Genomic DNA, 24,566 nt, shown 5'->3' with positions numbered 1-24,566 from the left:
TGAATTCTGCTTTTGTAGGAATAACATAAGGAATGCAAAACATATTTTCACAGATAAAAGGAGATAGAGCTATTTGGGCAATAGCAACGCTATTGGCGATTTTTTCCTTTTTACCTGTGTATAGTGCGGCTAGTAATTTGGCAGATTATGGCGAGAGCGGTAACACCTTTTCATTTTTTGTAAAGCACTTTGTGCACTTGTCGCTCGGATTTGCCATTATGTTCGCTGTTCATAAAGTTCCGTATAGATATTTTAAGGGGCTTTCAATGATATTTATTCCTGTAGTGCTGGTATTGCTCCTAATCACCATTTTACAAGGCTCTACTAATGCAGAAGGCACCAATACCAGCAGATGGATTAACATACCTGTGGTCAATATGTCGTTCCAAACGTCAACATTAGCAGCAGTAGTCTTAATGGTGTATGTGGCTAGGTATCTATCAAAAATAAGGGGAAAATCGATTTCTTTCAATGAAACTATTATACCGCTTTGGGCACCTGTGTTTCTAGTTCTGATCTTGATTTTACCAGCCAACTTTTCAACAACGGCCATCATTTTTACAATGGTATTGATGCTAACATTTATTGGTGGTTATCCTATAAAATATCTGATGATAATCATAGGGACTGGCGTGTTATCTCTGGTATTGTTTGTTTTGGTAGCAAAGGCCTTTCCCGAGGCTATGCCCAATAGAGTCGATACTTGGATGAGCAGAATCGAAAATTTTGCTAATGATGAAGATACGGAAGCAGACTACCAAATAGAAAGATCTAAAACTGCTATTGCCTCAGGAGGTATTTTTGGGCTTGGGCCTGGAAAAAGCCCAACAAAATATTTATTGCCGCAGTCGTCGTCAGACTTCATTTTTGCCATTATTATTGAAGAGTATGGTTTGGTAGGAGGCCTATTGCTATTGGTATTATATTCTTGGCTTTTATTTAGGATAGTAATCGTATCTCAAAAATCAGATACTGTTTTTGGTAGGTTATTGGTGCTTGGTGTCGGTTTGCCAATTGTTTTTCAGGCTTTAATTAATATGGCAGTTGCTGTTGAATTGTTTCCAGTTACCGGGCAAACATTACCATTAATTAGTAGTGGAGGAACATCAATTTGGATGACCTGTTTGGCCATTGGCATCATATTAAGTGTAAGTGCAAAACGGCAAGAGATTAAGGATCAAGAAATGTCTGAAGAAGTGAATCCGTTAGATATTTTGAGCGAAACGATATAGTTTTAGGAGTTAGGAATTGGAATTTACATTGGACTGTATGGAGCTAAGTTTGTCTAAGTACAGTCAAAATTGAAAAAATAAAGTGATAAAACACTCTCAAATAAGATAAGCTAGAATTTGGGATTAAAGAATTAGAATTTTAAAATTTGAACAATAAAAAGCCATATCGATTTATCCTATCAGGTGGTGGAACAGGAGGACATATTTATCCTGCCATAGCCATAGCCGATGAACTGAAGTCACGTTATCCCGAAGCTGAATTTTTGTTTGTTGGTGCTTCAGACAGGATGGAGATGGATAAGGTGCCTCAAGCAGGTTATAAAATAGAAGGCTTGTGGATTTCTGGAATTCAAAGAAAACTAAGTTTGAAGAATCTGGTTTTTCCTTTTAAACTCATAGCAAGTCTTTTAAGGTCTAAAAAGATAATCAACTCGTTTAAACCAGACGCTGTCATAGGAACAGGGGGGTTCGCAAGTGGACCTTTATTGCATATCGCTACTTCTAAAAAGATACCGAGTTTGATTCAAGAACAGAACTCCTATCCAGGAATTACCAATAAACTACTGGGTAAAAAAGTAAGTACCATATGTGTGGCTTATGAAGGTTTGGAGAAATTCTTTCCAAAAGAAAAAATAAGGCTTACAGGCAATCCTATAAGAAAGGATTTATTGGAGGTAAAGGGCAAGCATATTGAAGGTAAGGATGCTTTTACATTGATACACAGTAAGCACACATTATTGGTTCTTGGAGGAAGCCTAGGGGCGAGAAGAATTAATGAATTAATAGAATATAATCTTGATTTTTTTGAAGAAAATAATGTCCAACTCATATGGCAATGTGGTAAGTTGTACTACGATCAATACAAACGCCATAATGAGCTAAAGTATGTTCAGGTACATGCGTTTTTGAATAATATGGATATGGCTTATGCAGCAGCAGATATTATTATTTCGAGAGCAGGTGCTATTTCGGTTTCGGAATTGTGCATCGTTGGTAAGCCAACAATTTTTATTCCATCTCCAAATGTTGCTGAAGATCATCAAACCAAAAATGCCAGGGCAGTTGCAGATAAAAATGCAGCTATTATGATTCGGGAAAAAGATTTAGAGTTTGAATTTCAAAACCAGTTTTCGGAGTTGATAACCAATAATGAAAAAAGAAAAGAACTAAGCCAAAATATAGAAACTTTAGCACTAGCTAATGCAACCAATGCTATTGTTGATGAAGTTGAAAAATTACTGAAAAATTAAGTGGATATAAAAGCTGTACATAACGTTTATTTTATTGGTATTGGAGGTATCGGTATGAGTGCTCTGGCGCGTTATTTTGTAGCTAAAGGAAAACAAGTGGCAGGTTATGACAAAACACCTTCGGATATTACAAAAGGCTTGCAGGAATTAGGTATTTATATTCATTTTAATGATGATATTATTGAAGTTGATCCAAAGTATCTAGATAAGGCTAACACATTAATCGTTTATACGCCAGCAATCCCAAAAGCCCATTCAGAGCTAAACTACTTTAGGGTTAATAATTTTGAAGTTTATAAACGTTCTGAAATTCTCGGTGAAATCACAAAACAAACGACTTGTTTGGCTGTTGCTGGAACCCATGGAAAAACAACAACGACCAGTATTTTAGGGCATTTATTGTATGAATGTGATATTCCCGTTACGACCTTCTTAGGCGGAGTTAGCGAAAATTATGACTCAAATTTAATACTGAATGGAACCGAAGTTACTGTGGTTGAAGCTGATGAATTTGATCGTTCTTTTTTAACCTTATCGCCAGACTTGGCATGTATTACCTCTATGGATGCGGACCATTTGGATATTTATGGTGATGCCTCTGAGCTGATAAAAACATTCAGGGAATTTTCAGAATGTATAAAACCCGAGGGAAAACTATTTGTAAAAAATGGATTGCCTCTTAAAGGTGTAAGCTATGGTATCGACGATGATTCTGACTATAGCGCAAAAAACATTAGAATAGAAAATGGGAGTTATGTATTTGATGTACAGACACCTAGCGAATTATATAAAGATTTTCAATTTAACCTACCTGGTAGACACAATTTGTCGAATGCTATAATCGCCTTGGCGATGGCTGTTGACTATGGTTGCCCTTACAACCAGCTCGCCAAGGCTTTAGCATCATATAAAGGTGTTAAACGCAGATTTACCTACCAAATTAAAACGAGTGATTTGGTATTTGTAGATGATTATGCCCACCATCCCGAAGAAATAAATGCTGTTTATCAAGCAGTAAGGGAAATGTATCCGGAGAAAAAAGTATTAGCCATTTTTCAGCCACATTTGTATAGCCGAACGAGAGATTTTATTGATGAATTTGCGGCGAGCCTGTCAAAATTTGATGAAGTATTGTTGCTCGATATTTATCCAGCAAGAGAATTACCGATTGAAGGGGTAACATCTCAATGGTTATTGGAAAAGATTGAAAATCCGCATAAAAAATTGGTTTCAAAATCGGAATTAATTGACGACATCAAGACATCGGATGCTCAAGTGATATTGACGCTCGGAGCTGGAGATATTGGAGAAGAAGTAAAACATATAAAAGAAGCTTTAAGTTTTGCGAATTAATTATAACTATATAAAAGTCATAGGATTACTGATTTTAGTGGGTGGGTTATTCGCATTTTCAAAGTATAGAAATGACCATAGAAAAGTACCAGAACCTAATATTGAATTCTTTGGGGAAAACAAATTATTTATCACCGAAGCGACTGTTAGTAAATTGTTAATACAAAATCAACAGACTGTTACGGGACAATCCAAAGAAATTATAGATTTGAACGAGTTAGAAATCGCCCTAAATTCTAATCCAATGATAAAGAAAGCAGAAGTGTTTATGTCCGTAAACGGTGAGCTTTCAGCAGCAATTGAACAAAAACGACCTATTGCAAGAGTTCATACAAATGCGTCATATTATATCGATGATGAGGGTTCATATATGCCTTTGTCATCTAATTATGCAGCAAGGGTTCCACTAGTTACTGGTAATATTAAGAAAAATAATCTCAAAATAGTATTTCAATTTGCTAAAGCTGTTGATGAGGATGAATTCTTAAGAAAGCATGTCATTGAAATTCGTCAGAATGACGATAATACCATTGATTTTAAAATTCGGAAAAGTGATTTTATAGTTCATTTAGGAACTTTAAAAAAACTCGAAAAGAAGATAAATAATTTTAAGGCTTTTTATCAAAAGGCTCTAAAAGATAATGTTTTAAACAAGTACAAGTTAGTTAATCTTAAATTCGATAAACAAGTTATTTGCACCAAAACATAAACTATGGACAAGCATAACATTTCGGTAGGTTTAGATATAGGAACCACAAAGATTGTGGCCATGATTGGTCGCAAGAATGAATATGGCAAGTTAGAAATTCTGGGTGTTGGCAAGTCTAAAAGTCTTGGTGTACACCGTGGCGTGGTCAATAACATTACGCAGACTATTCAGTCAATTCAACAAGCTGTGCAAGAGGCTGAGGCAGCAGCTTCAGAAAAAATTGAAGATGTTACAGTAGGTATAGCAGGTCAGCATATACGCAGTTTGCAACATAGTGATTATATCACTAGAGCAAATTCTGAATGGGTTATTGATGAAAACGATATAGACCGATTAATCAATCAAGTTCACAAATTGGTAATGCTTCCAGGTGAAGAAATTATTCATGTCCTGCCTCAAGAATTTAAGGTAGATGGTCAGGCGGAGATTAAAGAGCCAGTCGGTATGTATGGTGGACGATTAGAGGCAAATTTTCATGTCGTTGTTGGTCAGGTATCGTCCATCAGAAATATTGGGAGATGCGTTAAGAGTGCTGGCCTAGAATTAGAAGGGATTACTTTAGAACCTTTGGCATCGGCCAATGCCGTTTTAAGCCAAGAGGAAAAAGAAGCAGGTGTTGCGCTTATCGATATAGGTGGTGGTACAACAGATCTGGCCGTCTTTAAAGATGGGATTATTCGTCATACGGCTGTGATTCCTTTTGGGGGAAATGTCATAACAGAAGATATAAAAGAAGGCTGTTCTATTATAGAAAAGCAAGCTGAACTCTTAAAAATAAAGTTTGGATCTGCTTGGCCAGGAGAAAATAAGGATAACGAAATCGTCTCTATTCCAGGATTGCGAGGAAGAGAACCCAAAGAGATTACACTAAAAAACTTGTCTAAAATAATACATGCCCGAGTGGTAGAAATTATTGAGCAAGTTTATGTAGAAATAAAGAATTACGGCCACGAAGAACAAAAGAAAAAACTAATTGCTGGTATTGTCTTAACTGGAGGTGGAAGCCAATTAAAGCATTTAAAGCAACTGGTAGAATATATTACTGGTATGGATACTAGAATAGGTTATCCTAATGAGCATTTGGCAGGTGATAGTGATGAGGATATAGCCAGTCCGCTGTATGCTACCGCTGTAGGTTTGGTAATGGATGGTCTTAAACGTCAAGAACGCAAAAAGGCTGAAGAAGTAGAAGAAGCACTTCATAATGCAGCCGATGAGCAGCAATCAGAAGAGAACGAACAAGATGAGGTCGTTGAAGAACCAAAGAAAGAACGACGTTCATTCTTGGATAAGTTGACCGAACGTGTTAAAGAATTTTTAGATAACGCAGAATAGGGCAGAGTGTAAAGAAATTGTCCGGTGGACAATTTTAACGAAGAGCCAGCGCAGAGGCGAGGGCATTAAAAAATAAGATAAATTAATAAAGAACTATAAAATCCCATAATCTCAAAAAAATATGAGTAGTAGCAACGAATTTGGAAACATTTCATTTGATTTGCCCAAGCATCAATCTAATGTCATTAAAGTTATTGGTGTCGGCGGAGGTGGTAGTAATGCCATTAATCACATGTTTCAGCAAGGTATTAAGGGCGTTGATTTTGTCATTTGCAATACCGATGCCCAAGCACTTCAAAATAGCGGTGTACCAAACAAAATTCAACTAGGCGTTAATTTAACCGAAGGTTTAGGTGCAGGCGCCAATCCAGATGTTGGTGAACAAGCCGCTGTAGAAAGTTTAGAAGATATCCGAAGAATGCTGGATACCAATACTAAAATGATATTCATCACTGCTGGAATGGGCGGTGGAACAGGTACAGGTGCGGCACCTATTATTGCAAAAATGGCAAAAGAACTAGATATTCTTACAGTAGGGATCGTAACTATGCCATTTCAGTTTGAAGGAAAAATGCGTAACGAACAGGCACAGCGTGGTATTGAAAACCTAAGACAGCATGTAGACTCATTAATAGTCATTAATAACAACAAACTAAGAGAAGTTTACGGAAATCTAGGTTTTAAAGCTGGTTTCTCAAAAGCAGACGAAGTATTATCTACGGCTTCGAGAGGTATTGCAGAGGTAATCACACATCATTATACACAAAATATTGACTTAAGAGATGCCAAAACAGTATTAAGTAATAGTGGCACTGCGATTATGGGATCGGCCACGGCTTCAGGGCAAACCAGAGCACAAGAAGCAATTATGAAGGCTTTAGATTCGCCATTGCTCAATGATAACAAAATTACTGGTGCCAAAAACGTATTGTTGCTTATCGTTTCTGGTTCACAGGAAATTACTATTGATGAGATTGGAGAAATCAATGATCATATTCAGAATGAAGCAGGTCACGGTGCCAATATAATTATGGGTGTTGGTGAGGATGAGTCTTTACAAGAGGCTATAGCCGTAACCATAATAGCTACGGGTTTTAATATCGATCAACAAAATGAAATATCTAATACCGAAACCAAAAAAGTCATTCACGCTTTGGAAGAGGACCCTATTGAAGAAGTAAGTACTCAAGAAAAAGAACCTGCCATTATTACTCCAGATATTGTGTTGGAAGAAAAGAAGGAAGACCCGATTGTACGCCATACCTTATTAGACGAAGAGGACTTGGAGTCTGAAGTTGTAACTGGTATGGATTTAATACCAACTACGGATTTGCTCAGAAATATGAACGTGGTTTATGATGAAGTTTTAGATACAGCACCTAAAACAACAATGGCAGATACAGAAGAGTTCATTATTACCCCTATTGAAAATAAGGCTGAGGCCATTGAAATAGAACCAGAGGAACAAATTACATTAACTTTTGATTTGCCCTTGTCAAATAAAGAACCAGAGGAAATAGAGGAACCAGAGTCAGCAGAAGAAAAGATGTTTTTTAGCTTAGATGATGAGGTAAGGGATATGAGAGTTAATGAGCCTGTTGAGATTATTTCCGTGACCGAAGTTAATGAAGAAGGTGAAAAACGTTATGCTTTGGACGATTTTGAAACTTACGAATCATCCATGAATACGAGTACGAAAGAGGCAGAAGTTAAAGAGGAGATCGTATTTGAAAAGAAAATACTTCCTGCTGAAGAAAAAGAGGAGGCTGTTGAGGATGAAATTGATCCGATGAATAGCCCAATTTCTGAACTCATAAAGGCACGTGCCAATGAGCGAAGAAAACATATGAAAGATTTTAACTATAAGTTCAATACAGCAAAGATTGACGAAATAGAAAAAGAGCCTGCTTACAAAAGACAAGGTGTTAATTTAGAAGATGCACAGCATTCTTCTGAAACCAACGCTTCTAGATTATCTGTTGGCACAGATGATAATGACGACATTCAGTTGAGAAGTAACAATTCATTTTTACACGATAACGTAGATTAATAGCAAGTTTAAGTTAAGTGTTTATACACACCCTTGTCAAGCCCAAAAGGTCCCTCCAACTTTTTGGGCTTTTTGTTATGGTTAGTCGTTTTTAATTAAAAGACACTTAACTTTTTTAGTATCTTCGCAATTCAATTTAATTAAGACAAAGATGAGTCTACAAACGGAGATTATGGCTGCTATGAAAACAGCTATGAAAGAAAAAGATCAAGTTGCCTTGGAAGCCTTGAGAGCTATTAAATCGGCAATTTTATTGGCAAAAACAGCTGCTGGCGGAAGTGAAGAACTTACGGAAGAAGAAGAACTAAAAATACTCCAAAAATTGGTGAAGCAACGGAAGGATAGTGCAGCAATTTATTTGGAACAAGACAGAAAAGACCTTGCACAACCAGAAATTGACCAAGCAGAAGTTATTAGTCAATTTTTACCTGAGGCCTTAAGTGAGGAAGACATTGAAAAAGTGGTGGTAATGACTATTGATGACATTGGTGCTGAGGGAATGAAAGATATGGGTAAAGTTATGGGTATTGTCAATAAAGAACTAGCAGGTAGAGCAGACGGGAAGACCATATCGACAATTGTAAAAGCGAAGTTAATGCCATAAGATTATATAAAGGCTGCGTAGTTCAACTGGATAGAATATCAGATTTCGGCTCTGAGGGTTGGGGGTTCGAATCCCTCCGCGGTCACAAATAGCTAAAAAAACGCCAAGCTTTGTTTGAGCGTTTTTTTGATGGCCTTAGTTTCAAAGTGGAATACTTTAGTGAGCCAGATTCCCTCTGTGGCCACTTATATAAAAATCATACAATTAAAGTGTGATTTTTTATTTTGTACTATATTTAGACATGATCTACTTACAGGAAACCCAAATACCTGAAATGATACCTGCTTTGGAGATGGCACTCCCTGCTGTCTATTATGTGGTTTTTTCCACATTCTTAGTTTATAGGGTCTATATATGGTCTGAAAAACTTTATGCTAGAAAATACAGAAGGCCCTTTTTTCTTAATACAGTTTTATTTAAGAATGAACTTTCGGAAAAACAACTAGCTATTCTTAAAAATGATTTTGGTTTTTACAAAGATCTTCAAGAAAAAGAGCGCATAATTTTTAGACATCGCTTAGCAAGGTTTATAAAAGCCAAAAAATTTATAGGAAGGAATGGGCTTACTATTGATGATGAGATGACAACCTTAATTTCAGCAACAGCAATAATGTTAACTTTTGGTTTTAAAGAATATCTTATTGATCTCATAGACAAAATAATCATTTATCCAGAATCCTATTATTCAAAGTTAAACGACTCTTATCATAAAGGGGAAACAAACCCACAATTAAAGGCTATTGTTTTTTCATGGAAGGATTTTAAAGCTGGTTATCATATAGGTGATGATAATCTAAATCTTGGCATACACGAGTTTGGGCATGCTATTCATTTAAATGCTTTTAGCAACAATGATGTTAGTAGTTTAATTTTCAGAAAAGGATTTAATGGGCTTACTAATTTTTTGCAACATCATAAAGCGGTTAGACAGGATTTAATCTCATCAAAATATTTTAGAGCTTATGCATACACCAACCATTTTGAGTTTTTTGCGGTGATATTGGAAAATTTTATAGAAACCCCGACTGAGTTTAAATCGAGATTTCCAGAACTTTATAAGTATATTCAGCAAATGCTTAATTTTAAATTTGCAGGATACTGAAGTGTAAGAAATAAGCATTACTTTTGGTTAATTAATCAGTTGAATCAATGAAAAAAATATTGATAACCGGAGGTGCTGGTTTTGTAGGTTCGCATCTTTGCGAACGATTACTTAATGAAGGCAATGAAGTTATCTGCTTAGATAATTATTTTACGGGTTCTAAGCGTAATATCGAACACTTAATGGATCATCATTATTTTGAATTGGTGCGTCACGATATTACAAACCCATATATGGTCGAGGTTGATGAGATTTACAATTTGGCCTGTCCGGCTTCCCCTGTACATTATCAATATAATCCAATAAAAACCATAAAAACTTCTGTTATGGGTGCCATTAATATGTTGGGTTTGGCCAAACGTGTTAAGGCTAAGATATTACAAGCTTCAACTAGCGAGGTATATGGCGACCCAACGGTACATCCACAACCAGAGAGTTATTGGGGAAATGTTAACCCAATTGGTCTGCGATCTTGTTATGATGAAGGAAAGCGTTGTGCAGAGACTTTGTTTATGGACTATCACAATCAAAATAATGTTAAAATAAAAATCATTCGAATTTTTAATACTTACGGACCTAGAATGCATCCACAGGACGGGAGAGTTGTGTCTAATTTTATTGTTCAGGCCTTAAAAGGCGACGATATAACGATTTTTGGAGATGGTACTCAAACAAGAAGTTTTCAGTATGTTGACGACTTAATTGAGGGTACTATTCGTATGATGAACTCTAGAGATGGTTTTATTGGTCCTGTAAATATTGGTAATCCATCTGAGTTTACGATGCTACAGTTGGCCGATGAAGTTATTAAACTCACAGGTTCAACATCAAAGATTACTTATTTGCCATTACCGCAAGACGATCCATTACAACGTCAACCAGATATTAGCTTGGCAAAACGAGAGCTAGATGGTTGGGAGCCAAAAGTACCTCTTAGAGAAGGCTTAAAGAGTACGATAAATTATTTTGATAAATTATTAAGTGGAGTATAGATAGGGATTAATATTTTGTGCCTATACTTTATAAAAAATAAGGGCCCTTATTTTTTAGAGCCCTTAGGATTGATTACAATGCAAATATAGCTTGTATATGTGTTTGGTAGTGATTGTTATCTATACCACTATCAGAATGATCTAAAGCAAATTTTCCAATCACTTGAGCTCTGATACCAATAGTTTGTCTTCTATTTAACCAAAAGAGAACGCCCCCACCTAGGTTTAAAGAGATATTAGTTTCATCAATATTAAAAAAACCAACACCAGCATTTCCGTAAAAATCTATCCATTCAGCCGATGGAAAAATGTGCTTTCCAAAATAATATTTGGCATGAGTATCAAACGAAAAATAAGTGTAATCTTCTTGAAGTACTCTACCATCTATATCATCTCCCTCAGCAAATGAATTAATTGTAAACGCCTGCTCAATTGATAAACCAGATGTCCAACCTACTTCAACGGCTAAGGAAATTGGGATATTAATGGCCCAATCAGTTATCCCTCCAGCAGGAGATTGTGTGCCTTGACTATTGATAGCGTTTAGTCCGACACTTGCAAACCACTCTCTGTCATTTTTGCTAGCTTGTCCTGAAGAATTAAGAAAGAAGGCTAAAAAACCTGTTAGTAAAAGTAATTTTCTCATGAAGATTTATTTTAATGAGCCAAAGTTAAACTTTATGATTTATAAAACAAATATAAGGGATAAGATATTAGTAAAGGTAATAAAAAAACTAATCAGTTTTTAAAAACTGATTTAAGAATGCTAAATATACGTTTCCTGTCATCATATATCGCTTTTCTATATCTTTTATTAGTAATGAAATATGGAATACGACTTATAGAAGTCCATATAAGATTGCGTATTTTTAAATGTTTATTCCAAATCTTATAAAAATTAGTATGCTTTAATTTAAATAGGTAAAACCGCTTAGAAAAACTATTCTTTGTGTATACCGGAAGAACATCTTTAAAAAAGATACCAATAATATTAAAATAATTTCTTAATCGCTTATTAGTGTGAGTATCTATGTTAAAACTTACTTTTTTCATCATCACAATAGTATCATAGGCAGATCTAAAATTAATACTGTTGTAAAAATACCCTTGGTCATCGATTTGATAGTTTAAGATATTATGACGTATGAGGTCATCATTGCTAGGAATTAAAACTTCACTTACTTTTTGCTTGTCAAGTAGAATTTTTTTACTTGTCAAATCGTTTCTTCGTTCAGAAACAAATAGCCTTCTGTGTAGCTCTACACAGCATATATGTTTGTCAGTCTTTAATCGAGGTAAGTGTTTATGTTCAAAGAACTTATCGCTTAGGGTTTGTTCTATGGCATAATAGTTTTCACTCTTAAGCAAATTGTAAGCTAAATCTAGTTGCTTTTCATCCACAAGTATATCTATATCACCTATCATACGTTCAGCTGAATCGTTAAAGAATCCTGCTGTAATAATTGCCGATCCTTTTAAAAACACATGATTGATCCTGTGTTCGTTAAAGAGCTTTGATAAGGTATTGATTTGTTCAATAATCGATGTATTCCTATTCCTATTTATTGAAGTAATCTTTTTTAGGTAAGAGTTTAAATCATCAGGTAAGACGTGTATTAGTCCTTTTGATTTTAGACAACAGTAGATGGCAGGTAATACCAAATGTCTACTGCCCTCAACGACTATATCATCCCAATTAAAGGCAGGATCATTTAATTTTTTGCTCAATTCTGATTTTGATGTTTCAAAACTAAGAATATCAGCAATATGCTGGTATGTTTCAGCTAGGTTACCCATGCCATAAGGTATTAATTGATATCTCTAATATAGTCAAATATTAATCCTTTTTTAGCTGTTCAAAAAGCGCATTTATGTTCTCGGTAACACTTTTGGTATTGCTATAGGTTAATTGATAAAAATCAACATTTTTTAGCCAAGTTAGTAATTGTATGGCATGTGATGAATTGGGTGATAGCCACGACTCTGGAATTAGTATTTCTAAAAGCGCTTTGATAGAGATTGCTTTTAATAGGGTTTCAGATCCTTCACAATAATCAACGATTACAATGGATTTGCAAGGGTAGCTTTCTTTTGTTGGCATAGAACAAGGAACATACTTAAGTTGCCCTTTGGTTTTATTAAAAATTGTTGTTGGTATAGTGTCAAAATGACTAATTAATGGCCGAAGTATATCAAAGGCGCCTTGTTTTATGGATAGTGCTAAAGGATTATGGTAAATATGCTTACTATTGGATACTAAAGGCGAGACATCATCGGCAACTAACTCAAAACCATGTGCAGTAAGTAGTGCGCTTAGAGTGCTTTTTCCTTTTCCGGATTGGCCTACGAATAGGATGGCATTATCGCCGTCTGATATTGTTGATCCATGAAAAGTTGCCAGCCAATCAGACTCATCCTTGTCATGAATAATGGTCAGTAAACGCATTACAAATTTTCCCTGTAGGCGGTGATATTCTCTTTTTGGGATAGCAATAATTAATTGCTCATTTTCGAATAAGCACAAAGTTTCACCGTCTAAATAAATATCGAATTTGGTTTGGGGCTTGCTTTCGGGAATTTCTAAATAAGCAATAGCAGGATGAACAGTTTTTTTAACTAAGTCCGAATCAAAATTAATTTGAAAGATTTTATCTTTAAATCGATAATATTTCTCAATATGACGTTTTGAGTCATTAAATTTAAGACTTAGCTGGTTAGATTGTGTTTTTTCAACATTGCAACGTTCTAAGTATAATTGAAGATTTTTGGCAATTTCAGTTGGATTAGATAGATCATCTATCGCGGTTACTTTAGAAGTAAAACTCTCTAAAGATTCAGACGAAAGATAATGGTCTAAGAGTGTTTTAAACTCAGTTTCTACAACGCTATAGTTATTGGATTTAGAATACCACAATACACTATACTCACCAAATGATTGTTGGTATGTTGGTGCTAAGTTGTTGTACAAAATTTGTTAAGTACTAGTCAAAAGGATTTCCACCTGGATCTGGGGGTGAACCTGTTTGGGCTTTGAGAGGATTTAAAATCACAAAAGTTCCTACGGCAGTTAGTGCTGCATATTTACCCATCTTTTTGATGGCATCTTTACGAGTGATTTTGTCAGTATTGTTTTTTTCTTTCATGGCTAAGCCTAGATTTGGTTCAAAAATAATAAAATAATTTATTTAACAATATAAATATACTAAGGTTTATTAAAAATAAATTGTTTATAAATCCTTAAGTAAGTTTTTGCTTAATTCTGTCGAAATAATTAAAAGCATAAAACTTACTCAAGAATTTGATTTACAATGTATTAAAGAACTACTTCAAAATAACTTTCTCAACCTTATTCTGATTGCCGTTAGTTAACTCAACAAGATATATCCCGGTACCAAAAGTTTGTACATCGATACTCTGCAATCTAAGGCTAGGGTCTAATTCTTTGCTGGTAACTAAGCGTCCTTGAATATCATAGATATGAGCTACAGTACGATCTGTAAGTTGACCAGCAATATTTACGGCACGACTATTCTGGTTTGCATAAATTGATAAGTTATCAAATGTATTCTCTAATGTAGACAGTGAAGTATTCATAAATCTAAGGTAGAAGCGTCCAGTTCCATTTAGACTTGTGCTAGGTGTGACAACATAATTAGCAGAGTTCAACAGAGTAGACGTACTGGCAACGGTATCATCTAAATACACATTTACTGTGGATGGTATACTGCTTTCAACTATACTGAATGTCAATTGCTCACCAAGGTTTGCATTAACACCTAAAGGAATAGTGACGTCATTATAATCTGTTTCTCCTAAGGCCTGTATTGCAAATGGCAAGCCCATATCATCTTGGACTAAATGCGTAAATAAAGAGAATGGAGGCGCTACACCACCAAGTAAACTTGCGTCATAACCAGGGTCTAAACCAAGACTAGAAAATTCAGTAAAAAAGATATCGGTTAAAAAATTATCTGAAGCGTTACTTAAATCTAATTTTACATTTGTTGTGGATGAAGATCGTCCTGTAATAAAATCATCTTGTGTTGAGGTAATTCTCATATCTGGAGTGCTCGCTGTAAATTGAATATTACCACCTGTGCTATTTGAAGCTACAAAGAAACCTTGTCCAGGAGCGATATTTAATGTGTTGTTTACTAGGGCGCTAATAATTGTGTAGTCACCGGCAGAAGTCCCGTCAGTACTATCATTATACCCGTAAATGACTTGGGCACTTGGATCCAATAAAGAAGAATTTTCGGATAAAAATAGCTGAGCGTCTAAATACGAAGGAAAGGGATTACCTATTAAGTTTAAGATACTTGCTGTTCCTTGAGCTATAGGAACCTGAACTAAACTTGTATTAACTGTACCCTCAAACGATACCATGTCTGAAGGAGCAAGAGGATCGATACCAGTACGATAACCAACACCAGCAGTCAAAGGGGTTGTGTCGCCTTCATCCCAAAGCTCAAATGGAGCAGATGCATTATCGTTATCAAAACCACCAAATAATACATTTGTACCAGTTGGGTTGGCTAAGATATTGGTATTATTTCCAATAAAAATATCAAAAGCCTGTCCTGAAACAGGTGCACTTATTAGGTCATTACCATTCACAGCTCCGTTATCGTTAACGTGACGACTATATATAACATTACCAGTAGCTGCTCCATTGACAATTAAGCTAGAATAGGTTGTGCTCGTTGAATTTGCTGTTACGGTTCCAGAATTATCTAAATTGTTAGTAATCGTTAAACTTTCTCCTGCATTGATTGTCACATTACCACCAGCATTTACCGTTAAAGACTTCACAGTAACATCATCGTCAATTTCTAAAGTAGCGCCACTACTTACAGTGATATCACTGTCGGCTAAGTCTCCACGTAATATTAAAGTCCCAGCTTCTACAAAGGTGCTTCCAGTATAAGTATTATCTCCAGATAATATAAGTATGCTATTTTGCTTAAGTGCCAATCCTCCACTTCCAGAAACAACATTCGAGATGGTAAGTGTGTTTCCATTATCACCAAAAACATCAATGAAATTTCCATCATTATTAATAGTCCCGGTAAGCAATAAATCTCCATTGACTGGGTTAATTTCTCCGGTGCTAAAATTAACGACTAAGTTAGAATTAATGGTATGTAAGACGCTAGATAAATTTTCTATTTTAGGAGTATTAGTATTGGTATTAGCTATGGTAACAGTGCTACTTGAAATCGTTCTTGACACTGTAGCGGTAGCAGCAAAGATTAATCTACAAACAGAAACATCTGAGTTTACAGTCATAGTCGTTTCCTGATCATTGTCAAAATTAAGGAAATGTCTTGTAGTAGAACCGTCAGAACAATCTGGCCGATCTCTAGCAGGGTTTCCCCCAAATCCAGGGTAGAACCACTGAGATTGACTTGACCCTATTTCATTGCAGGCGTTATCTCCAATCCAATCGCCGCTATCAGCTCCATCGGGATTACCTCTCCAAAAAACATTCTGCTGGGCACTTAAACCAAATACAGAAATAATAAACAATAATGTGTAAAACTGTTTCATAAGCTTATAATAGATTTGATATTATGTCAATTAATTATAGTAAATATAGGCTACTTTTTGCTAACACTAAAACAAAATTACCTTAGTGTTAAAAAATTGTTATATTTTTCAAAGGTAAGTGATTTGATATAAAATAAAAAAACGCACTCATCTAAGAGTGCGTTTTTTTGCAAAAAGTATGTGTTACTTTGGTTATTTCAAAATCACCTTTTGGGTTGTATTTTGATTACCATTATTTAGCTCAACGATATAAACACCAGCATTTATAGCATTGACATCAATACTTTGCAACCTCAGATTAGAAGTTAAGATTTTAGAGGTGATTAAGCGCCCTTGAATGTCATAAACATTTGCAATGGTGTTGTCGTCAACTTCACCAGCAATGTTAATTGAGCGATTTGAAGTATATATTGTCAAACTATAAAATGGGTCATCAGTTACTGAAAGTGGACTATTGGTGAAATGAAGAAAGAATCTTCCCGTTCCTGCTAAATTCGTATTTGGTGTTAAGATATAATCCGAAGTATTTAATAGTGTAAATGTATTAGTAACGTTGTCTTCCAAATACACATTTACCGAACTCGGCAAGTTATTATCTGTAATACTAAAGGTGATTTGCTCACCCTGATTAGAATTTACACCGAGAGGTATAACAACGTCATCATAGTCTGTTTCACCAAGGGATTGTATAGCCATAGGAATACCTTGATTGTCTTCAACTAAATGTGAATACAAAGAGAACCCTGAAGCATTACCGCTATAAACACCAGCATCGTAACTAGGATCTAGACTAGTAGATGCATTTGATGTAAAATAAAAATCTGTTTCATAGATTTCTTGGTCATTGGATAAGGTTAAACCTAAATGTGTAATGACATTTGTATTTCTGCCCAATATAAAATCATCCGTACCCACAGTAGTTCGCATTGCAGGTGTGAAACTTAGCTGTCCAGTTCCATTAGAAGCTACAAAAAAGCCTTGACCTGGTGCAATATTTCTTGTGTTGTTTTGCACACTATTGATGATGGTCCATCTACTAGCGCCATCCGTATTATCATTATAAGCATAAATGGCATTGAAATTAGGATCTAAAACAGTTTCGTCTATGACACCACCATTAGTAGTTAGAAAAGCTTGAGCATCTAAATAACTAGGATATGGGTTACCCACTAAATTCCATATCTCAATATCTGGAGCATCGAATCCATAGTCGTTAAAATCAGAAGTACTGACACTACCAGAATTTATACCACCTCTAAAGGCCAGTGTTGTTCCACCAAAAGTACCTGCTCTATAGCCCTTGACAGGATCAATGGTTTCAGATGCATCGTCACCATCACCAACTGGCGCCCCACCATTTAATGGGTCGTTAATAAAATAGGTAACATAGTCGCCTGCTAATTCATTATCAAAAGGCCCAAACAAGTACTCTAAAATACTTGTAGAACCATTGTCAGGACTTCCAAACAAGTTAAATTCGTTTTCTGGGTCTTGTACAAAATCAACGAAAGACACTCCTGTTACTGGTGACGTAATCAAATCATTTCCTCCAGTGGTACCACTACCAGCACCATTAATATATCTTCTGTAAGTGACATTACCTGCAGTACCACCAGCTAAAGTACCATCTAAAATCAATGAGGCAAACTCATCTGAGGTTGAATCTAAATCCAAGGTGCTGGCCGTTAAGGTCACACCAGAGTTAATGGTAAGGCTAGCGCCCTCTGAAACTGTAAACTGGTTACATGTTGTGTTGGTCGTTAATATTGCATCTCCCGCACTAACAATAATATTGTCAACCCCTGTAGAAACACCATTAGGGTCACTTGGGAACCATGCATTATCATAGGTGTAAGTAAAAGATGTAGGGTTAAACTTTAGAGAAATATCATCTAATGCAAATTCGTCTCTACTGCCACTTCCTGAAACATCATTAAACGTCCATCTTAAATATAGGTATTCACCATTAAGAATAGAAAGTCCTGTTATCACGGTAGATCTGAAGTTAGACTCCCAATTAGGTGTCGTATCTTCAGCTGCGTCACTGGTAAAATCTAGGGCTGGAATTGCAGTATATGAAATATCATCAGTACTATAAGAAAAGTTAAAGGATCCCGACCTAGCTTCGTTGTTAAATACATAGATTAAATAAGCGATGTCAGCTGAAGTCACCGTACTTCCTGTTTGGTTTTGTGCTCTCAAAGTAATAGTTCCAGGAGTAAAATCACCTCCAGTAGGTTGAAATCCAAATGTGCTATTACCGCTGCCAGTATCAAAGTCATACAATCCACCACCAGTTACACCACCATCGTCAGCTCCTGTGAAATCTCCACTTGTTCCCGTTCCGCCAAAAGACAATGAACCATCAGACAGTCCTGTCACGGCCCAAGCATCAGAGTCTAATTGTCCACTTGCAGGTGATGACTCAAATCCTGTACCTGCATAAGCATCCACATTAACATCCGTAACTGTGGCTTCAAAGTCAATAATGAATGCTGTGTCTAAAGTAGAAATTTGCCACCCAGCCGGAACAGCTGGTGCGTCGTTAGCTGCGATAGTTAGGTCGAATGAATTGTTAGAACCTACAACAGCGCTATTTCCACCAGCGACATTTTGAATTTCAAAGGTGAAAATTTCGTCTAATTCTTCAATGGCATCGTCTGTTATAGTGATAGTAACAATTTGGTTTGTTGAGCTACCTCCAGTAAATGTCACAAGCTGAGTTGTATAATTGTCAATATCAACTGCAGTTCCTGAAGTTAAAACAACATCGAAAGTTGTATCATTGATTGCATCTTCATTTGTGATCGTAAACTCCAAATCATAAGTTCCAGATCCTTCAGAAACAGTTGCGGAAGTCATTAAAAATTCCACTTCTGTTGGAGGGGTTCCAGAGACAATTGATACATCAGAAACTCTCCAGTCTTCAGCACCAACGCCTGTCATATCATAAACAAAGGCCAAATATGCAATTCCAGTAATTCCTGAAGCATCTACATTAGTTGCTGTGATTGCCGATAATGTAGCATTGTCTGAAGTATTTGCCGGGTCAAAAGTTAAAGGCGTCCATGTTGCCAAAGTAGGATCGCCAGATCCTGCGTAATCTGTTGAATAACGAAGCTCAAATTCACCAGCTTCGTTAACTAAGTTTCCGAAACGATTGCGTGTTTCTACCACAATGGTTTCGTTAGACTGTGCATCAAAATCAACTCTGAAATTAGAGATTAGCCAGTCAATATCATCTACAGAGCCACCAAAACCATTCATAGCGTATTCTCCCGAACCGCAGGTCCACACATCTCCATCGTCACCAGCTTGGTCAAAAGTGAACCATTCAGCTGCACCACAATCGGCAAAATCTTCATTATATGGAAGTGTTATGGGAGGTGCAAGATCATTATTGGTAATGGTTAAATCGAATGTATTTTGTACACCAATTTGGGCATTGTTGCCACCCGAAACATTTTGCAATGTAAAGGTTAGAGTTTCGTCGCTTTCAAAAACCATATCATCAGTGATGGTGATAACGACAGTTTCGTTAGCAGAGCTACTAGCAGGAAAAGTAACCGTTTGTGTAGTGTAATTGTTAATGTCAGCAGCATCACCAGTAGTTAAAGCAACCTCAACTTGAGTTGGATTGGTATCTTCATTTGTTATTGCTACTTCTAAATTATAAGTGCCGTCACCTTCTGAAACCGAAGCAGATGCAGATGCGAACTGGACTTCTGTATCAGTCGAAGCTGATGTAGCGACTACTTCAATATTATCTAAATATATGCCTTCATCATTTGCATCTAACCCTTCAAAAGACAGAGTGATGTCCAAAGTAGAGTTCCCACTCAGAGCAATTGTACTAGAAGAAAAAGTAGCAAAGACATCACTGCTTGTACTACACCCACTAGTCCCAGTAGTTAATGCAGGTAAAGTACCTGCACCACAATCCCCAATGCCATCAAAATCAGTGTCTAAAGAAGGTAGTTGGTTAAAAGTAGCACCATTGTTACGCACCCAAAGTAGGTTTTGTGAGGCACCACCATCTAATGAATAAGTTATAGAGAAAGTATCGGAATTATCCCAATCATTGAAATGATGTGCGATCATATCGATAGAGAATGTAAAATCTGAGAATCCTGTAACATCTATTTGGTCTAAGGTAATTGTTGCAGGAGTTATATTGGTGTCCTCAACAGCCCAGACATTAGTAGTGTTACCTCCAACATTAGCTACAGTTCTATTGAAAACATCTATGAATCCAGACCCTTCTGTTGCAGAAGCAGTATATCCTGTATTGAGTGTTTCAAAATCTTGGGTGTAAATTGTGGTTTGACTAAAACCAAGGCTACTTATTAAAAGTGTAAACAAAAAGGGGTAAAAATGTTTCATATGTCTATAAAATATGTTTTTTGTCGATAAAAAAATAAATTTCCCTAAGTACTTGATAGTAAAGGGGAGACAAATATAGTAAAACCATACACTTCACATACATTTAGATATTAACAAAGCGTTAATATTAATTTTAAGATTTATTTTAAAACAGGCTAATATTGAATCAAAAAAAGCGCACTACTGTGCGCTCTAATTTAAATACATACCCTTACTCTATTTAATTAAGGACGATCTTCTGTGTTTTGTTAGCATTATCACTTTGAATATCAACTATAAAAATGCCTGAAGGGAGTTGCGCTAAATCTATATCTTGGGAGTTTGCGTTTTCTTTTAATTTCAGGTTTTTTAGGAGTCGGCCTTGTAAGTCGTATAGCCTTAGTTGAGATGTACTAGCAAGCTGACCTTTGATAACGAGTGTCCTTTGCTCTTGATTAGTGAAAATTTGTAACTGGTCTAAGGTATTTTCATTAATGCTTAAAGCTTGGTTAACAAACCTTAGATAAAAACGACCTTTACCAATTACAGCATTGTCTAGTATCACATTATGATTCTCATCATTAAGTAGTGTTGCCGTTTCTAATAAGGTGTCTTCTAAATATACCTCAATACCATTTGGTAATGTGGATTCTAAAATTGAAAAGGTTACAGTTTCACTGGGGTTTGCATTAACGCCTAAAGGAACTGTAATGTTTGAAACGTCATCACTATGCAATGCCTGTAAAGCCATGGCTCTACCATTATCATTGTCTACTAAATATGAATGTACCGAAAAGTTTGCGGGAATGCTATTCCAAACAGATGCATCATAACCTTGATCCAAACCCGTACTTGCATTATCATTAAAATAAAAGTCAGTATGAAAACTACTGCTGTTGCTATTCAACTTAAGTTTAAGATAAACTAGAGGGTTAGAGTTTCTTCCTTGAATAAAATCATCAGCAGTACCAGTAGTTCTCATGGCTGGTGTAAACCTGAAAATACCTGAGGTTTCAGCATCAATGAAGAAGCCTTGTCCTGGTGCAATAATAGTAGACTCATTAGTAGTTGCTAAATTAAATATAGTCCAGCCATCAGTTGCACTTCCATCATAACCATAAATACCAACGGCATTTTCGTCAAAACGATTTCTATTGGTTGTTTCATTTAGTACAGCTTGTACATTGATATAACTCGGGTACGGGTTTCCTACAAGGTTCCAATTCGTTGCACCACCACTCGTAACATTTATTTCCACTGCGCCAGTTTCAACATTCCCATTAAATACATAACTGTCATTATCTGTAGATCCTGTGCGGTATCCAATTCCTGTCATTAAAGGATCCGTGTTATTAGCTGGCGTGTAATTAATATAAGTACTTGTGGATGGGTCAAATGGACCAAATAAAAAGGCTGGGTTTCCACCAATGGTTCCAGATAATATATTTGGGTTGGTGGCACTCAATTCACCAAATGTTTGTCCCTGTAAAGGAGCACTTATAAGGTCGTTATTTCCAGTTGTTGTACCATTACCACTGGCAGCATTAACATGTCTGTAATAATTGATGTTTCCATTTATTGTACCATCTAAAATAAGACTAGAAAATGCAATATTTGATGATTCTAAATCTAGATCGTTTGCTATATCTAACATAACGCCACTGTTTACCGTTATACTTGCCGCGGGATTAACTACTATGCTTTCACATTGTGTAGAACTAGAAAATATGGCATTACCTCTTATAACTTGTATTGGATTGGCAAGTGTAGCTACACCATTAGGGTCTGATGGCGACCAACCATCATCATAGGTATAGGTTGTCCCAGGAAGTACTGTGACGGTATAATCTTCTATTTCTCCATCTGTAGAACCATCACAAGGGCCATTTGTAGGAACAGCGAAAGAAAAGTATTGACACAATACGCGTAATCTTGTATCGCCTAAAGCCGCATCTACTGGAGCCGTAATAGTTAAAGGGCTATTGGATGTTGGGCCATCGGGCGTATTATCTGCTTCGCCAAGGTCATAAGTTTCACCTACATCGTTAAAATCACCATCTCTGTTCCAGTCGATCCATGCATAGCTGTATACTCTAAAATCGCCATCTGTGTTTAGATTTATGGTTAAATCTTCAGATTCACCTCTAGCAATATTTGTAGATTGTGATGTAAAATCATCATAACCAGAACCCTGCCCCGTAACATTATTAATAGCACCAAAGTCAACAAGTGTAATTGAGGTCTCAAAAGAAGTATCGCCTGTTACCGTGCAGTAATCTACCGTAATACTTATTGGTACGCCTGCACTCCATGTAGTTCCTTTTCTGGTAAAAATTTCAAAGTGATAGGTATTGCCAATTAAAACATTGGTTATATCAGCACCACTTCCTATGCTATTAAAAATCACAAATTCATCAGCGGTGATTTCTGTGCCATTTCCAAATACCGAATCAGCAATGTATATACTGCCATCTCCTGTGGGTGTTGCTGTTACAGCACTACCTTCTTTGGCAACTACTAAAATATCATCGTAACAAGTGCTTAATGCCCAATTAAGATTTATGGCATTTCCGTCATAGTTTGCTGAGACATTAGTAACATCTTCAGGGATTGAGCATGGTGGGATCTCAATAACGGACACATCATCTAAAAACCAATTGTCGCCATCGTTTTGTTCCATTACAAATGCAATGTAAACGATACCACTATAGGCTGAAAGGTCAACGGTTTTTTCATTGAAAGTATTGCCTAATTCGGGTTCGGTATAGGTTTGAACTGTTGTAAAACTTGAAATATCTGTTGCAGAAGTTTGCGAAACCCTGATTGAGTATTCTGTATTCCAATCTATGGTAAATTGTTCTCTGGCAAAGAAACGCAGTTGCGCTTGCGCCGTTCCTAAGTCAATAGCTGGTGTTACTAGCCAGTCTTGGGCGTTTTCACCAGAAACCACTTCAAATTCTACAAATGCAGATGTATTTCCAGAATTAGCAACAAGTGTGGAGGTTGTCCAATCATTGTTAGTTCCCAAATTATTAGTTCCTCTATAGGTTTCCCAACAATCTGGTGGAAAAGTGCTGCCTTCAAACCCTTCATTAAAAGGTAAAGAGAAAGCAGTATTACAATCAGCTACTCCTGTAACTTCTATATTGTCTATGCGCTGGCGCTCACCTCCACCATCATTGGTCATGGTAACTCGTAGTTCTAAGGTAGAGCCTAATAGGCCGGTTTCGCCACTAACGGTAAGATTGTAATCATTTGTGATGGTTCCATTTATTGAGGCCACATTCCAAGCACCAGAATCGATGCGGTATTCTATGACTACAGTATCTGTTGGTTCTAGGTTGTTACCGCCAGTACCGTTAGACTCCGTAACATCTATAGTAAAGCCTACATTAGTATAATCGGAAATATCAATTATGGGTGAAAACCATGTAGCGTTGGTGTCTAGGTCACGACCTTCCAATAATTCGTTTCCGCTCACGGTTAGCACATTAAAATAATCGGTAGTCGCCGTAAGATTTACATTACTGATATCGATTGTCCAATCGACATCTGTTAAGTTTACAGTTGGGCTACTACCGCCTGGGCCAACTGTGCCTTTACCAGCCTGGCCTTCAAAATCTTCGAGGTAAATTGTTGTTTGGCTAAATCCTGTAAAGCTTAGTAGAAATAATCCAAGTGTTAATAAAATCGTTTTCATTGCTATTATTCGAATTTTAATAATTGAGCAGGATTAACAGAATAGTTTGAAGGTTACTCTTTTTACGGTCAGATATGACCACACAAAGAACTTCCGCTAGAATTTGTTAATTCTGCAGATGCAACACTGAAAATGGATTTTTATGGGGTTTTAACGTGCAGTTAAGTCAGGGAGCACATAAAATTTAGGGATCTCCAATGTTATTATTTAAGGGTTAACTGTTGTATAAGACACATACATTAAGAAATAGTCACAAGAATTAATGAATGTCTAGTCATGTAATTGTTCTAAGTTTCTGGTTTCATGAGGGATTTTTAATTGTTTTGT

Annotated in this window: 16 protein-coding genes and 1 tRNA gene; 10 read left to right on the top strand and 7 right to left on the bottom strand. The window is 36.3% G+C overall.

Annotated elements, in window-relative coordinates:
• Positions 1 to 32: 32 nt before the first annotated feature.
• The 10 genes from Q0972_RS00815 (at position 33) to Q0972_RS00770 (ending at position 10,627) form a co-directional block, all read left to right on the top strand.
• A complete protein-coding gene (locus Q0972_RS00815) occupies positions 33 to 1,232 on the top strand; it encodes an FtsW/RodA/SpoVE family cell cycle protein (protein WP_299361366.1) in 1,200 nt (399 codons plus the stop codon).
• 146 nt (positions 1,233 to 1,378) lie between these two features.
• Positions 1,379 to 2,482: an undecaprenyldiphospho-muramoylpentapeptide beta-N-acetylglucosaminyltransferase gene (gene murG, locus Q0972_RS00810; RefSeq protein ID WP_299361364.1), complete on the top strand. Its 1,104-nt coding sequence runs from the start codon at positions 1,379 to 1,381 to the stop codon at positions 2,480 to 2,482.
• Complete coding sequence (gene murC, locus Q0972_RS00805) at positions 2,483 to 3,835, top strand: UDP-N-acetylmuramate--L-alanine ligase (protein ID WP_299361362.1); 1,353 nt, start codon at positions 2,483 to 2,485, stop codon at positions 3,833 to 3,835.
• Entirely contained in the window at positions 3,825 to 4,544 is a 720-nt protein-coding gene (locus Q0972_RS00800; RefSeq protein WP_299361360.1) for a cell division protein FtsQ/DivIB, read from the top strand. Before murC ends, Q0972_RS00800 begins: the two co-directional genes overlap by 11 nt.
• A gap of 3 nt (positions 4,545 to 4,547) precedes the next feature.
• Entirely contained in the window at positions 4,548 to 5,879 is a 1,332-nt protein-coding gene (ftsA, locus tag Q0972_RS00795; protein WP_299361358.1) for a cell division protein FtsA, read from the top strand.
• A 121-nt stretch (positions 5,880 to 6,000) separates the two neighbouring features.
• Complete coding sequence (gene ftsZ / locus Q0972_RS00790; RefSeq protein WP_299361356.1) at positions 6,001 to 7,929, top strand: cell division protein FtsZ; 1,929 nt, start codon at positions 6,001 to 6,003, stop codon at positions 7,927 to 7,929.
• Between the two features lie 151 nt (positions 7,930 to 8,080).
• Complete coding sequence (locus Q0972_RS00785) at positions 8,081 to 8,533, top strand: GatB/YqeY domain-containing protein (RefSeq protein WP_299361352.1); 453 nt, start codon at positions 8,081 to 8,083, stop codon at positions 8,531 to 8,533.
• 11 nt (positions 8,534 to 8,544) lie between these two features.
• Positions 8,545 to 8,618 (top strand) — tRNA-Arg (locus Q0972_RS00780).
• Positions 8,619 to 8,774: 156 nt separating this feature from the next.
• A complete protein-coding gene (locus Q0972_RS00775) occupies positions 8,775 to 9,635 on the top strand; it encodes a zinc-dependent peptidase (protein ID WP_299361349.1) in 861 nt (286 codons plus the stop codon).
• Between the two features lie 47 nt (positions 9,636 to 9,682).
• Positions 9,683 to 10,627: a UDP-glucuronic acid decarboxylase family protein gene (locus Q0972_RS00770; protein ID WP_299361348.1), complete on the top strand. Its 945-nt coding sequence runs from the start codon at positions 9,683 to 9,685 to the stop codon at positions 10,625 to 10,627.
• Positions 10,628 to 10,700: 73 nt separating this feature from the next.
• Here the strand turns inward: Q0972_RS00770 and Q0972_RS00765 are convergent, their stop codons facing one another.
• From Q0972_RS00765 to Q0972_RS00735, 7 genes are all read right to left on the bottom strand, one after another.
• Positions 10,701 to 11,273, bottom strand: a complete 573-nt coding sequence (locus Q0972_RS00765) for a hypothetical protein (RefSeq protein WP_299361346.1) — start codon at positions 11,271 to 11,273, stop codon at positions 10,701 to 10,703.
• Between the two features lie 92 nt (positions 11,274 to 11,365).
• Positions 11,366 to 12,424, bottom strand: coding sequence for a nucleotidyltransferase family protein (locus Q0972_RS00760; RefSeq protein WP_299361344.1), 1,059 nt, complete (start codon positions 12,422 to 12,424; stop codon positions 11,366 to 11,368).
• A gap of 40 nt (positions 12,425 to 12,464) precedes the next feature.
• The gene (locus Q0972_RS00755) at positions 12,465 to 13,595 is read right to left on the bottom strand and encodes a hypothetical protein (protein WP_299361342.1); all 1,131 of its coding nucleotides are present in this window, start codon (positions 13,593 to 13,595) and stop codon (positions 12,465 to 12,467) included.
• Positions 13,596 to 13,608: 13 nt separating this feature from the next.
• Complete coding sequence (locus Q0972_RS00750) at positions 13,609 to 13,770, bottom strand: hypothetical protein (RefSeq protein ID WP_299361340.1); 162 nt, start codon at positions 13,768 to 13,770, stop codon at positions 13,609 to 13,611.
• A 178-nt stretch (positions 13,771 to 13,948) separates the two neighbouring features.
• Positions 13,949 to 16,177, bottom strand: coding sequence for a T9SS type A sorting domain-containing protein (locus Q0972_RS00745; RefSeq protein WP_299361337.1), 2,229 nt, complete (start codon positions 16,175 to 16,177; stop codon positions 13,949 to 13,951).
• A 192-nt stretch (positions 16,178 to 16,369) separates the two neighbouring features.
• Positions 16,370 to 20,560 (bottom strand): Calx-beta domain-containing protein, encoded by a 4,191-nt coding sequence (locus tag Q0972_RS00740; RefSeq protein ID WP_299361334.1) that lies wholly within the window; start codon positions 20,558 to 20,560, stop codon positions 16,370 to 16,372.
• A gap of 220 nt (positions 20,561 to 20,780) precedes the next feature.
• Positions 20,781 to 24,239, bottom strand: coding sequence for a choice-of-anchor J domain-containing protein (locus Q0972_RS00735; RefSeq protein WP_299361332.1), 3,459 nt, complete (start codon positions 24,237 to 24,239; stop codon positions 20,781 to 20,783).
• Positions 24,240 to 24,566: the final 327 nt, after the last annotated feature.

Origin of the sequence: Winogradskyella sp. (assembly GCF_028282165.1) — a bacterium.
GTDB lineage: Bacteria > Bacteroidota > Bacteroidia > Flavobacteriales > Flavobacteriaceae > Winogradskyella.
Note: the sequence above shows the minus strand (reverse complement) of the source record. Positions and strands in the feature narration are given on the sequence as shown.

Excerpts from the sequence above, each read along its gene's own strand:
- ftsA (WP_299361358.1), top strand. The coding sequence starts at position 4,548 with ATGGACAAGCATAACATTTCGGTAGGTTTAGATATAGGAACCACAAAG.
- Q0972_RS00735 (WP_299361332.1), bottom strand. The coding sequence starts at position 24,239 with ATGAAAACGATTTTATTAACACTTGGATTATTTCTACTAAGCTTTACA.
- Q0972_RS00815 (WP_299361366.1), top strand. The coding sequence starts at position 33 with ATGCAAAACATATTTTCACAGATAAAAGGAGATAGAGCTATTTGGGCA.
- Q0972_RS00765 (WP_299361346.1), bottom strand. The coding sequence starts at position 11,273 with ATGAGAAAATTACTTTTACTAACAGGTTTTTTAGCCTTCTTTCTTAAT.
- Q0972_RS00785 (WP_299361352.1), top strand. The coding sequence starts at position 8,081 with ATGAGTCTACAAACGGAGATTATGGCTGCTATGAAAACAGCTATGAAA.
- Q0972_RS00775 (WP_299361349.1), top strand. The coding sequence starts at position 8,775 with ATGATCTACTTACAGGAAACCCAAATACCTGAAATGATACCTGCTTTG.
- Q0972_RS00770 (WP_299361348.1), top strand. The coding sequence starts at position 9,683 with ATGAAAAAAATATTGATAACCGGAGGTGCTGGTTTTGTAGGTTCGCAT.
- Q0972_RS00750 (WP_299361340.1), bottom strand. The coding sequence starts at position 13,770 with ATGAAAGAAAAAAACAATACTGACAAAATCACTCGTAAAGATGCCATC.
- Q0972_RS00740 (WP_299361334.1), bottom strand. The coding sequence starts at position 20,560 with ATGAAACATTTTTACCCCTTTTTGTTTACACTTTTAATAAGTAGCCTT.
- Q0972_RS00760 (WP_299361344.1), bottom strand. The coding sequence starts at position 12,424 with ATGGGTAACCTAGCTGAAACATACCAGCATATTGCTGATATTCTTAGT.
- ftsZ (WP_299361356.1), top strand. The coding sequence starts at position 6,001 with ATGAGTAGTAGCAACGAATTTGGAAACATTTCATTTGATTTGCCCAAG.
- Q0972_RS00745 (WP_299361337.1), bottom strand. The coding sequence starts at position 16,177 with ATGAAACAGTTTTACACATTATTGTTTATTATTTCTGTATTTGGTTTA.